This is a genomic window from Anabaena sp. FACHB-83 (assembly GCF_014697485.1).
Taxonomy (GTDB): domain Bacteria; phylum Cyanobacteriota; class Cyanobacteriia; order Cyanobacteriales; family Nostocaceae; genus Nostoc_B.
Genome location: NZ_JACJRY010000006.1, coordinates 90906 through 104041, shown reverse-complemented (window position 1 = coordinate 104041; position 13136 = coordinate 90906). Strand labels below are relative to the sequence as shown.

Sequence of the window (13136 nt, the reverse complement as noted above, 5' to 3'; positions counted from 1 at the left end):
TTTAATTTTTCCTGTTCACTCAGCCCCCAAAATACTAGCCAGTAAGGCTTTTTGTGCATGGAGACGATTTTCGGCCTGATCCCAAACTCGTGAGTGTGAACCTTCAATTACTTCTTCGGTAATTTCTTCACCGCGATGGGCTGGTAAACAATGTAAAACAATTGCATCTTGATCAGCCAAACTCAGCAATTGTTCCGAAATTTGATAAGGTTGAAAAATTGGCATTCGGTCATCAGCTTCTTGTTCTTGACCCATACTTGCCCAAACATCAGTATAAAGTACAGAAGCATCCTTAGCGGCTAATTCTGGGTCATGAGTCAGCAGAACTTCTGTTTTACCAGATGCGATCGCCCTTGCTTGTTCTACAATTTTGGCATCAGGTTCAAATCCTTTAGGAGTAGCAACCCTGACATTCATCCCCGCCAACGCACAACCCAGCAACAAAGAATTTGCCACATTATTGCCATCACCCACATAAGTCAAAGTTAAACCAGCCAAATTCCCAAAACATTCTTGAATCGTCAACAAATCAGCCAATATCTGACAAGGATGTTCCGCATCAGTCAAAGCATTAATTACCGGAATTTTGGCATAGTTAGCGAAAATTTCTAAATCTTCCTGGGCAAAAGTCCGAATTGCCAAAACATCTAAATATCGATCTAACACCCGTGCTGTATCTTGAATCGGTTCACCGCGACTCACTTGGGTAACATTAGGATGAAGATCAATTACCTGTCCACCCAATTGGTACATCGCCACGGTAAAACTCACCCGCGTGCGAGTCGAAGCCTTAGAAAACAACAAACCCAACACCTTATTACAGCGCAACTTTAGCTGTTGAGATTTTAATTGCCCAGCCAATTCCAGAATTTCTTGAAGTTCCGTTGGACTGAAGTCCGCCAGACTTAATATATCTCGCCCGATTAACACTGCCATGTTTTTGATCTGTAAAGAACAATTATCTATTTCTTTACCTAGCCGTGTCAAAAAAAATACAGTTAAACACTGTATTCAATCTTTTTGCGTCCAGCCCAGGATTTTGAGTTAGCTTTTGCTATGAATATTAATTTATCAACTTTATCGACCCATCAAATCAAGGATTTTTTTGCAGCTTCCTCTAGACAACCATTAAGCTTGTGCTATAATTAGAAATCGGTGATGCCTAATTACAACGCCAGCATAGCACAGTGGTAGTGCATCCGACTTGTAATCGGAAGGTCGCAGGTTCAAATCCAGCTGCTGGCTTTTTAACAAATTGTATAGTGATTAATTATTTGTCATCGGTGACAGATTATTGTCATTGAAGACAAAATAGTTAAGCCTTGTTAGAGAATTGGTGACTAATTAATGTCATTTAATATGGAATCAATCACTTCTTTAGTCCTTATTTTTTGATGGTTTTTCGCCAAAAAAAATCAAATCATTTGTTCAAAAAGCGATCGCTAGGGGAAAACTGGAAACAATACTGAATAGCTAAGGTGAATTATCACCAACAGCCCCAAACAAGATGAAAATCCTACCCTACGATAGTTTTACAGTTACAGCACCAGAACCATTACCCATAGTAGTGCAGAGACTGAGTGCCAATATTGAACCACGACAAGCATTTAGATTCTCTAGACAACATACTCTGTATCAGGGAACAATTTCTGATGATGGGTTTCAAATCATGCGAATTATTAACTATCGCAATTTGTTTTTACCAATGATTCGCGGGCGATTTGAAGCACAACCTCGTCAAACCTTGGTGCATATCCAAATCAGCGTAAATAATGTTGTGATGGCTTTTTTAGGCTTATGGCTATTCATCTGGTGTAATACAGTTAGTCCCATCACCTTCACAGATGAAACACCTCATTTTGTAGCCGCCTTATTTGTGGCTATGCCCATCTTAATAGTACTTATCTTTTGGATAGCTTTTTGGTCAGAAGCAAATCGTAGCCGTGCTGAATTGACAAAAATTATTCAAGGACAAGTGTAAGGCAAAGCTTGGTGGGAGTGCAGATATCCCAGTTGATTCTAGAAGATAAATATTAGTTATTTATGTGCGGTATCTAGCCAAATATATGAACCCTCAAACTGTATATTTTTTACATCAATGGGCAAGATGATCAAGATAAATTAATGGCTGAGTTGAGATTCAGCACTTAATATAAAAATATTTGCTTTGATTACCAGTTAATGTGTGATTGCAATTCCAAAAATTAAATTGGTAGAGTAATCACAAACTTTGTTCCTTGACCGGCGGTAGACAAGCAGTGGATGTTGCCATGATGTTTATCCACAATAATTTGATAGCTAATTGCTAATCCTAGTCCAGTTCCCTTACCCACAGGTTTAGTTGTAAAAGATGGTTCAAAAATTCTTGCTTGCACTTCTGGCGGCATCCCTAAAGCATTATCTTCCATACAAATTGTGACAGTTTCTTGCTGCTCATCAACAGATGTCGTAATTTTAATGGTGTATTGACAAGCTGCTATCTCCTGTTTTGCAGCATTTTGATGTAAATCATCAAACGCATCAATAGCATTAGCAATAATATTCATAAAAACTTGATTGAGTTGCCCAGGATAGCAAGTAATTGGTGGTAGTTCACTGTATTGGGTGACAACTTCAATTTTCGGGCGATCGCCTTGATCTTTGAGGCGATGCTTTAATAGCATAATAGTACTATCAAGTCCTTCGTGAATTTGAAACTTGACTTTAGAAGCAATATCAGCCCTAGCAAAAGTCCTTAAAGAAAGGCTGATATCTTTGAGACGCTCAATTCCCTGGTGCATTGATAACAGAAGTTTTGGTAAATCTTCATATAAATACTCCAAGTCAATTTCTTCGATGAGTTCTTCCACTTCTGGATCTGATTCTGGTAGCTTTTGCTGTTGTAAATCCACCAAACGAAACAAATCATTGACATATTGTTCAATATAAGAGCAGTTACCACTAATAAACCCAATTGGGTTATTAATTTCATGACCAATACCTGCAACTAGTTGTCCTAAAGTGGACATTTTCTCACTTTGGATGAGTTGTAGTTGAGTTTGTTGTAGTTGTTGTAGAGAATGGGTTAATTCGGCGGTACGTTCTTGTACCCGTTGTTCTAAAGTTCTGGTGAGATGGGAGATTTTGAGGTGTAGTTTCAGTCTGGCAATCACTTCTTCCTGTTGAAAAGGCTTAGTAATATAATCAACTGCACCAATTTCTAGTCCTTTGACTTTATCTGTAGCATCAGATAAAGCCGTCATAAAAATTACTGGAATATTCTGAGTAATATTATTAGCTTTCAGCCTGCGGCAAGTTTCAAATCCGTCCAAACCTGGCATCATGACATCCAGTAAAATCAAATCAGGATGGGCGTATTCTGTTTGTTCAATTGCTGACTCGCCATCTGTTGCCATCAGTGCTTTCCAACCACATCCTTTAATCGCTTCTGATAGCACCTTGAGATTATTGGGATTATCGTCCACCAATAAAATGTGCATTGGTTTCAAAACAGCTTCAGTAATCATTGATGTGACTCCGTGGTAACAAATGTTTTCAAGAACTTACGGATTTTTGTGGTTTGGAAATTGGCAGTCATTTTACCCAAGGTAGTAGCAAAAACAGTAAATTGACTATCTTGCTTGATTAATTCGGCAATCATAGCCTCAATCGCAGGAATGTCTCCCATCATCGCCAAATGATATAGTTGTTGCAAAATCTCCTGAGATGGCAAAATCAGTTCATTATTATTGTCTGATGGCTCATTTTTAGCAGGTAACGACTGCGATATTGATTCGGCATAAATCCAGTCCACATTAAGTAGCGATCGCAGTGCATTTAATAGTTCATCAACTTGCAAAGGTTTAGGTAAAAATGCTGTTGCACCAGCCTCTAAACTTCGTTGCTGATTTTCTTCAAAAACTCTAGCACTAGAGACAATAATCGGAATCAAACTTGTTTGGGGATTTTCTTGTAATTGCACCATTAACTCAAAGCCATCCATATTTGGCATAGCTAAATCCAGCACAATCATATCCGGTTGAAGTTCAGTTGCCACCTGTAGCCCTTGTTTACCATCGGTTGCCTCTAAAGTGCGACAACCAATTTTTTGTAATAAACTACTCAAAATCGAGAGGTGGTTGCGATCATCATCAACAATCAAAATTTGTGGTATGCGTCCACGAATCCCGATAATTTTGTGATGACTGGCATTCACCGTCAATGTATTCCAGTCATGGGAAACTGGTATTGGTACTGTGATATCAAACCAAAATAAACTACCTTCGCCTAAATTACTCTGCACTTGAATTTGACTACCCATCAATCCAGCAATTCTTTGACTGATAGCTAATCCCAAACCAGTACCTTCAGATTTCCTCCCCGCTTCACCTACTTGTTCAAAAGCCAAAAAGATTTTCTCTAATTGCTCTGGTGACATCCCAATACCTGTATCTTCTATTTGAAAGCGAATCTTCTGATCAGTGATTTCTGGATTTTCCTGGCTCTTTTGTGACAAATTTTGCTCGATCACATCGATTTTCAATGTGACGCTGCCGCTATCTGTGAATTTGATAGCATTACCCAGTAAGTTAATTAAAATTTGTCGTAGCCGCTTTTCATCGACTTGAATCACAGTCGCCAAAGAATCATCAGCTACGATGTTAAATCCAATTCCTTTTTGTTCGGCTCGAATATTACAAATCTCTGTCACGCCATGTAAAAAAGTTGCTAAATGTACATTAGTTGCTACCAATTCTAATTTACGAGCTTCAATTTTTGAGAGATCGAGAATATCATTAATCAGCATCAGTAAATGGGAACCACATTGATAGATAATGTTGACTCCTTCTCGATTTTTATCGGTCAAGTTTGGCGATAACTCTAGCACCTGGGCAAAACCCAGAATGCCATTTAATGGTGTGCGTAACTCATGACTCATGTTAGCTAAAAACTCACTTTTGGCTTCGTTAGCCGCATCAGCCGCTTGTTTGGCTTCCAGTAGTTCACGAGTGCGTTCTTCGACTTTAAACTCAAGAGTTTTAGAATAATCTAGAAGTTGAGAATTGGCAATTTCTAGTTGTCGGTTAGCTTCTTCTAACTTTTGTTGTTTATAGGCATTGGTTGTGGCAATCACACTACTAATAAAGGCAGCTAACCCTGGGGTGATGGGAATCAACAAACCCTGTAAAAATATTCCATAACCACCCACCAGAAAACCACCACTGATGCCTATTGTTGCCCAGAGAATTTTGCCACCGGGAATGTTGCGCTGGGTACGCCAACTTGCTAAACACCAACTACCACCAGAACCAATCAAAGACCACAAAATAATCCAAAATGACGTGGTATTGCCAGAAAAACCATGTAGGTTTGCTTTACCTGTTTTTGCTCCTTGGACTATTTGATGGGCAATATTGGCATGAATCACGACTCCAGCTGTGGGTTTTTGAGCAGCAATCAAAGAGGAACTAAAAGGGGTGCTAAAGAAATCATTGGTACTAGAGGCCGTTGAGCCAATAAACACCATGCGATCGCGCATCATATTGGTGGGGATAGTTCCTGCCAACACATCCCGCATCGCCACTGTGCGAAACGACGTTTCAGCACCATGCCAGTTGAGCAGAATTTGATAACCACCCACATCAGTATCGGAATAACCTGCTTCTCGGTTTTGCAGTGGCAGATAAATTTGATTATTTAAGCGAAACTTCTGTTGCTCTGGATTTACTGGTTCTAAAGCAATTTTGTCTGCTTCCAGATACTTGAGGGCCACCATCGTAGCCAATCCGGCTTTAATTTTTCCGTCTTGTTTGGCATCAGCAGCTGTGAGTAAAGCACGCCGCACATGGCGATCGCCATCTAATACCAAGTCTGCTAATCCAACTTGTTCTAGTTTTTGCAATTCTGGTGGGGGATTGACACGCTCCCCAGTAATTTTTTCCACCCCAATTAAATTAGGCGTGCTGCGAAAAACCTCTACCAGTTGCTTATATCCTTTGCCTTCTGGTAAATCTCGGTAAAGATCCAAGCCAATGGCGCGGGGTTGCTGCGATCGGATTTTCTGGAGTAATTGTGCTAGTGACCAGTCTGGAATCGGCCATTTACCGACCGATTGAATATCTCGTTCATCAATTGTCACAATCACGATTTCGTCAGCTATGGTATTTTGCGAACGTTGTCGCATCCATTCATCACGAAGTTTCCACTCCGGCAAATTAAAAAGTCCCAATGACTGCCCAACAATAACTGTAAGAGCGACACTGGGAGTAATAATTAAAACGCTACGCGAGCGTTGCATCAAACCTTGGAATTTACGCCACATAATTTCGCCGGAGGCACATAACATTGATTAGCATTGGTCAGCCATGACTCCACTAAAACTTGTTTGAGCGGAGGATAAGGGGCAGGGAGCGGGAAGGGGGAGAATATGTACCCAATTCCCCCTGCAACCTTGCCTCCTGCCCTCTGTACCCCTGCTAGGTCTACACAGCATTTCGGATTGGTGAACTACTAGTCATCAGTCCCTAATTAGCTGATGCGACTAAGGGAGCAGCTGCAATATCCTTTAAGCTCACGGAAGAGAGAAGTTCTTGCCATTGCTTAACAATTGTAGGATTTTCGGGTTGGGTCGTCTGTAGTGCAGCCATTGTTGCTACACAGTCATACCACACCCCGCTTTTACCAAAGGCAACTGCCCGTTGGAGAGCATCTGACTGCTGCATTGCTGTTGTCAATTCAGCAGTTGGCTGGATACGTTCAATCCAACCATCAACATAAGGCGTACTGGGGCTAAGTGTTCCATCCACTTTCAGCGCCAAGAACCATTGATAGTTTTTCCCAACAGCTAAAGCAGGTGCATCTGCTGGTAATTTGATTGCCATGACTCCAGTTTTGTCAGCCACCGGAATAGTCATTTGATATTGGGTATCACCAGCTTCATCCTTGAGGCTAAATACAGCTTCTTCGGCATTAGAAGCAGGCAGATAAACCAAAATGGTCGGGTGTGCTGAAGTTGTGGTGCCATAAAAGCTTTCAGGCAGAAGCGCAATTAAGGCGGCTGGCCCGGTTGCGGCTACAGTTCCAGGATTCAAGTAGTAAGTACCTAAACGGGAAGCTCCGCCGTATGCTTCTTGAGGGGCGCTGTTACCTTTTTTGGGGGTAAAGATATTCCCACGAGAAGCCCCACCTGACGCTTCTTGAGGGGCGCTATTATCTTTTTTGGGGGTAAAGATATTCCCGCGAGAAGCCCCACCTGACGCTTCTTGAGGGGCATTATTATCTTTTTTGGGGGTAAAGATATTCCCGCGAGAAGCCCCACCAGTTGCTTGTCTGGGCGCACTATTACCTTGGTTTGGGGTAAAGATATTGCCACGAGAAGCTCCACCAGTTGCTTGTCTGGGCGCACTGTTACCTTTGTTGGGTACAAAGATACTGCCACGGGAAGCCCCACCGGTTGATTGTCTGGGTGCACTATTACCTTTGTTGGGTACAAAGATACTGCCACGGGAAGCTCCACCAGTGGAGTCTCTGGGCGCAGAATTTTTGACAGGCGGGGTAAATGTTACAGCATAGGCACTAGCCCATGTGCTACTAGCAATCAGAGCGATAATGCTCAATGTGCTAGTTAGATATCGTAGTTTTTTCATATTTGACCTCATCCCATTGATGCAGTAATGGAAAATACATTGAAGTCCATTGAGAGAACAATTTCTGGAAAACTGATAAACTCTGGTTAACCTGGGAACACTACTAGCATTTATATCTGAATCACTGTGAAAAAACCATAAAGCTAATGTTTTTCTTGATTCAAACAATCTAAGTAATATTACAAAATCAAGACCAGTTCCCTACCAAAACAAAGGCAGACCAAAAGAACGGATCACGGAAATCGGTTTGGCGAATCAGATTAATTTGGGCTTGCCTTAAAGCTTCAGCTTTGGTGATTTTGGGTTGTTTTAGCTGGTCATAAAAGCGAGTCATGAGCATTTGGGCAGCTTTATCTTTCACTGGCCAGAGTGTGGCAATGGTGGAACGTGCGCCAGATTTGACGGCTAAACCCGCTAATCCCAGAGCCGCGCGATCGTCACCACTGGCAGTATCACAGGCGCTCAAGACTAATAATTCGATCGCTTTGGTAGAATTACCACTACGATTTTTTAAGAGTTCAGACAGCTCTTTAACGTTGACTTCGCCATCCCATGTCAATAAAAAAGTATCTTCCAGACGAGAACTAAATTGTCCGTGGGTGGCGAGGTGAACAACATTCGCCTTACTAGATTTGACATAATCAGCGAGGGCTTCACTGGTGAATTGCTGGTTGAGCAATGTGGAAGAAGGAACTTTTTGAGAGATTTGCTTAACTTCTGATTCCACTGCTGGTAAAGCACTAAAACCAGAACGAGATTCGCTAATACCTCCGATAATGGCATCAATGCGGCTTTGTTGGAGCGATTGAGCAGCCATCAGTTGTAATCCGGGTGAGAGCGCCACAGCATACTTTTCAATCAGATATTGCTTACCGTCGTATAAGGCGGCCATGGGAATATTCCGCAACCGTCCATCTAAGACAAATACTAATGTTTTGGTATCTTTAAAGGCTTGCTCGGCTTCTGCGGGACGAATCAGCCAATCATAAATCTGTTGGGATAATTTCTCTCGCTCGCTGGAGTCGGAAACTGGGTTAAGAGCCACCAGGAACTTATCTAGGGTTTCGTCAATTTCTGCTTGAGATTTAGGAGTGGCATAGTAACGCAGTGGTTTTCCTGCTTGGGAGAAAATTATACCCAGGCGATCGCTTAAAATAATCGGATAAACTACTGTTGCTGTCGGGTCAACCTTATCAATTTGCTGGGCTTTATCTAAACAAGCTTCCCGGAAAAAGTTATCTAGTTCAGCAACTTGTAATGATTCAATCAATTCTCGCGCTTGAGTTAATGCGGTCTGGCTGGGTTGGTCATCTAGCAATAAACTCACTAGTTCTCGATAAACAGGCTCAACACTTTCCCGGAAGGAAAACTGCACATCAGGATTCACCGCCACCATATCTCCGCGCAATGCCTTTAATGATTTCACGGCTTCGGTGTAAGCTGTAATTGCTTGGGGGCGGCTACCTTGTTTTCTATACAACTTCCCAACCTGCCAAGCTGATTGAGCAATCAAATCATCCGCTTGAATTTCACGGGCAATCTTCAGGGATTTATCGGCTAATTCCTGTGCTTGAGACCACTGTTTTTTACGACTGTAGAGTTCTGCCCATTCATGTAGTGCATAAGCTTGGGCGCTACTGTCCTGAATTTTTTGGGCAGATTTAACAGTGTCTGCCAATAGTTGGGCTAACTCTTGACTAGGTAAAATTCGCTCGGAATTTTCGACGCGATTCATGGTGGCAACAAAGTTAATTGCTGCACCTAAAGAACTATGACTAGGTGGTAATTCAGCCAACTGTTGACGCAATTGTGGTGCAAGGGGAATGGCGTATTCTAGTTTGTTGTAATCCACCAAGAGTTTGAAGCGAGCTAACCGCGCCTGTAAAGCTTCATTAGGGTTAGTAGCAGCTGTTTCTGCATCTTCAAAGTAATTTAAGGCGGCTTCTGGGTCTTGGAAATCAGAAGCTACTTTCCCCAAACTTGCCAGAATCGAACTTAACTGGGTTTTAGCTGCAATTTGGTTGGCTGCGGCTAAACTTTTTTCTAAGATTGACTTGCTATTACGATCGCCAATGGCATGTAAAGCTAAACCCAGCGATCGCAATCCACTGACTTTAATTTCCGAATCGGGCATAGCCGCCAACTTCTGCGCTAAAGCCTCTAACTGTTGCTTAGAACGACGGTAAAATCCTAAACTTTGTAGGGCTTGGGCTTGGTTAATTTGACTACCTAAACTGCCAATTTTGTCCCCCGCCTGCTCATAATATTTTTGGGCTTGTTGCCAAATATCTAAGGCTGTTTCTGCTTTACCAGTGCGGAGTTGTAAATTGGCTTGAGTATTCAGTATTTGCGCCCAGATAATAGCATCGGCAGTTGGTTGAGCAGTTTGCAAAATCTTTACACTTTGGGCGATAGATTTTTCTGCTGCTTCCCATTGATTAAGTTCTTGTTGTGCTAAAGACAAGTAACTCAAACTTAAGGCTTCGTTGGGGCGATCGCCTTGGTCATGGTAACTTTGTACTGCCATTTGCCATGCGTTCACTGCTTCTGTAAAGCTACCAGATTGATAAAGTTGTCGTCCTTGTTCCAGCCAATTGGTAGATTCTGTAGCCGATACATTGAGATTGAGACTAGCAACAGAATTGGTCGATACTGGTCGAGATGCTTGAGCGGGTGTGATGGTTACTGCCAAACACAAACTCATAATACTTAGACTGATATATAACCAACGACGTTGTTTGATGAGGAAATTCATAGGTAGTTATAGGTTAAAAGTAGAGAGAGAAAATTTAGGGAGTCAATGAACTCTGCAAAAGCGCACTACAGGTTAATTGCGGCTGTGTATTTGTGGGGAATGTCGCTGCGATTAACTCAACTTGGCCTTGGGCATTACGTCGCCAAGAAGTTGCTTGCACCATCACTTGTGGAAGAGGAGGTGCTTGTGCATTAATACTGCCTAGTTTGCGAAATGCAGAGATGTGGCGGACATCAGACCAAGTGCGATCGCTCCAAACTTGTTGAGTCGGATTTTGTGGTATTCCGCCCCTGCCAGTGGCAACAAAACTACTACCTTGATTGCGATCGCAAGCATTCGCTATTTGCTGCGATGGATCAGTTAAATTGGCTGGTAATTCCACTAAACCAGAATTGGGGTCAACACCAACGTTATTCACTTCCACTGTCCCATTCACCCCAAACTGTGAACTGGCAGTAATATCATTTTCTGGTGTCAATTGCGAACGATATTCTAAACCGATAATTCCCTGAGTGGTAATTTGAATATTACCGCCACGACCTTGAATTGCATTGGCAATAATATCGCTATTTTCTAACCCCACAATTATGGGTGCATTAATATTGATATTGCCTCCAGTAGAATTACCACTGGCATTAGCACTAATTTTGCTACCATGCCTTAGTAATAACACCTCATCTACTTGTAGTTGAATATTCCCCTGACTGCCGCCATTCACTTCTGAACGTAGACTAGCGCCATTATCCAAGAAAATCTGCCGAGCATTGAGATTGAGATTCCCGGCATCGCCTGTGCCTATATTGCTGACAGTGATTTGAGCATTATCACGTACACGTACTGTATCAGCTTGAATATTTACCGAACCTGCGGCAAAGTTAGTTGTTGAAGATGCGGTGATGCTACTGGGTAAAATCTGACCATTACTTAAGGGCTGAGATATACCCTGCACATCCAAATTTTTCACTTGTAAGTTAATACCGCCAGCATTTCCCTGACCTTGTGTCGAGGAAGTGATTTGACCACCATTGAATAATCGTAAGTTCTCTGCTGTTAAGTCAATAGTGCCACCTAGACCAACTACATTTTTACCTACGGAAGTATTGATGCCAGTCACTAAACCGCTAAAAGTTTCAATAACTGGGTCGCTGATGGTCACATCTGTAGCTTGGATAGTGATATTGCCAGCAGTACCATTTCCCGCTAAGGTGCTGCGAATTGAACCACCATTACTCACCGTTAATCTGCCAGTCTCAATGTCAATATTTCCGGCTTGACCTACTCCTGATGGCTGGACAGAAGTTGTCACTCCAGAAGCTAGGGAACTTTGACTTTTGGTTCCACCTGCAATTTCAAAACTCTCGGTTGCTCGAATATAAATATTTCCGGTTTTACCTGTAGCGGTTAATCGACCACCAAATAAATCAGAACTAATTAATCCACCATCAACTGTACGTAGTCGATTTGTTTCTATCGTGATGTTGCCACCGATATTATTTGTTCCGCTAGAAACAGTGTTAATGTCAGTAGACGAGATCATATTCCTATTAGGAATAGTATTAGTACCTATCAACTCTATATCGGTAGTATGGATATAAATATCACCTGTTCTAGAGTTGTTACCCCTAGTTGTAGATTGAAGCGATGCGCCATTAGTAATGCGTAAGCGTCCTGTTTTAATTACCACATCTCCTGCACGACCAGTACTTGAGGCACCAATAGAAGTGCCAAGGGAAGTCCTGGGTCTTCCTGAAGTAGATGCTCCCAATATTTCAACAAAATCTGTGGTGTTAACAATAATTCCTTTACCTTGACCACCGGAAGTACTAGATTGAATATTTGACCCATCTTGTAAAGTCAACCCCCGCCCACGAATATTGATAGCACCACCATTAGTTCCATTAGTGTTAATCGATGAGGCTGTTTGCAAAGTAATCGTACCCCAATCAGGTGTATTAGCTATGCTTGTTAATTGCCAGCCTGCTTGATTGTCAATTTTGATATCGGCATTTCGCACCGCCCATAACTCCACACGCCCATCGGGAACCCTCAGTCTGGCTTCTGTCAGATTAATTTGACTCCCAACTAACGCCAAAGTTTGGTTAGTCGGAACTTGTAATTGTCCTTGTACTTGGATAGCGCCGGCGTTAGTCCCCAGTTGTAAACCAACAGGTACGCTCATAGTTAACACAGGAGTTTGAGCGATGTCAGTGCTGAACTCTTTCCCATCCGCAAATGTAATAGTGTTGGCTGTTGTCCCAATAAAGGAACCAGCAATACTCAAACGGGCATTTTTACCAAAGATAATCCCGGCGGGGTTGAGTAAGAATAAATTGGCATTAGCGTTGATGGTTCCATCAATGTAGGAAATACTATTGCCAGTAACACGACTAAAAATGTTTTGAATACCGGAAGTAGTTTTGAAGAATACAGAAACGTTACTAGGTATGGAGAATTGGCTGAAGCTATGAAACAAATTATTACCAACAGCAGTGCCGTTTTTGATCTCAATCTCAATAGGGTTGCTGTCATCAATATGGGTTTTGAGAGTGCCATCAGGCTTTACTTGCGCCAGAGTAGGACGGTTGCACAATAAGAGAACTCCTAATGGCAAGAGCGTCGAACTCAAAAGTACTTGATTCACCAAACCCATGAAAACTCCCTTGATAAACTAGTCGCAGTCTGTACTCTATGTTTAGTATTCCCACAATGACCTAGTTTTTAACTCCACTAGCAAAAAAAGGGAATGGGGAGTAGGG

7 protein-coding genes and 1 tRNA gene are annotated in these 13136 nt (G+C 42.1%); 2 read left to right on the top strand and 6 right to left on the bottom strand.

The genetic code is table 11. The annotated features are described in order from the left end of the window. Positions 1 to 15 precede the first annotated feature (15 nt). Positions 16 to 936, bottom strand: coding sequence for an ornithine carbamoyltransferase (argF, locus tag H6G79_RS09585; protein WP_190589302.1), 921 nt, complete (start codon positions 934 to 936; stop codon positions 16 to 18). Between the two features lie 237 nt (positions 937 to 1173). Here argF and H6G79_RS09580 point away from each other — a divergent pair. Both H6G79_RS09580 and H6G79_RS09575 read left to right on the top strand, forming a co-directional pair. Next, positions 1174 to 1245, top strand: a tRNA-Thr gene (locus H6G79_RS09580). A 262-nt stretch (positions 1246 to 1507) separates the two neighbouring features. Continuing rightward, on the top strand, positions 1508 to 1981 hold the full coding sequence (locus tag H6G79_RS09575) for a hypothetical protein (RefSeq protein ID WP_190589304.1): 474 nt from the start codon (positions 1508 to 1510) through the stop codon (positions 1979 to 1981). Positions 1982 to 2204: 223 nt separating this feature from the next. Here H6G79_RS09575 and H6G79_RS09570 read toward each other — a convergent pair whose 3' ends face one another. The 5 genes from H6G79_RS09570 to H6G79_RS09550 form a co-directional block, all read right to left on the bottom strand. Then, positions 2205 to 3506 carry a response regulator gene (locus tag H6G79_RS09570; protein WP_190589306.1) on the bottom strand — a complete coding sequence of 434 codons (1302 nt, stop codon included), beginning with the start codon at positions 3504 to 3506 and terminating at the stop codon, positions 2205 to 2207. After that, complete coding sequence (locus tag H6G79_RS09565) at positions 3503 to 6301, bottom strand: CHASE2 domain-containing protein (RefSeq protein WP_190589308.1); 2799 nt, start codon at positions 6299 to 6301, stop codon at positions 3503 to 3505. The genes H6G79_RS09570 and H6G79_RS09565 overlap by 4 nt, the downstream gene beginning before the upstream one ends. 202 nt (positions 6302 to 6503) lie before the next feature. Then, positions 6504 to 7625 carry a DUF928 domain-containing protein gene (locus tag H6G79_RS09560; protein WP_199333935.1) on the bottom strand — a complete coding sequence of 374 codons (1122 nt, stop codon included), beginning with the start codon at positions 7623 to 7625 and terminating at the stop codon, positions 6504 to 6506. A gap of 187 nt (positions 7626 to 7812) precedes the next feature. Further along, complete coding sequence (locus tag H6G79_RS09555; RefSeq protein WP_190589310.1) at positions 7813 to 10380, bottom strand: CHAT domain-containing protein; 2568 nt, start codon at positions 10378 to 10380, stop codon at positions 7813 to 7815. 34 nt (positions 10381 to 10414) lie between these two features. Next, positions 10415 to 13030 (bottom strand): S-layer family protein, encoded by a 2616-nt coding sequence (locus H6G79_RS09550; RefSeq protein WP_190589312.1) that lies wholly within the window; start codon positions 13028 to 13030, stop codon positions 10415 to 10417. Positions 13031 to 13136: the final 106 nt, after the last annotated feature.